The sequence below is a fragment of the Pontibacter sp. HJ8 genome (genome assembly GCF_054824225.1).
The window spans coordinates 1-345 of record NZ_JSYF01000497.1 but is presented as its reverse complement, the minus strand read 5'-3'; the positions used below and the strand labels follow the sequence as shown (position 1 = coordinate 345).

Here is a 345-nt window from a genome sequence, read left to right as displayed (position 1 = left end):
CCTCTTACGCGCTGGCCGTAGTTATCACCCACGTTCGCTGGCGCTTCGAAAGACTTCAGTTCTGATACAGCTGTAGGCTTGGTGGTTACCGGGATGTTGCCTACTGAGTTACCCGAAATGTTAGCCCAGAATTCTCTAGTGATAGTACCTGTGGATGCTACCGCTACCGCCACCGGTGCAGTGCTTCCCATTTCTGACAGCCTGTTACCGGCGATCGGTCTTTCGAGGGAGCCGTCAGGTAGCTGCCAGCCTACGGCCAGATTATCGCCACCGTTCTCTTCTTTCATCAGGGCCTCGATGTAGTAGCGCTTGCCTGCCTCCAGGGTGATCTTGGCCGACTGCTGC

At 55.9% G+C, this 345-nt stretch carries 1 protein-coding gene; it reads right to left on the bottom strand.

Features of this window, described 5'->3' with window-relative positions:
* Positions 1-345: hypothetical protein (locus tag OB13_RS18555; protein ID WP_461491677.1), on the bottom strand; the 345-nt coding region annotated here is incomplete at both ends.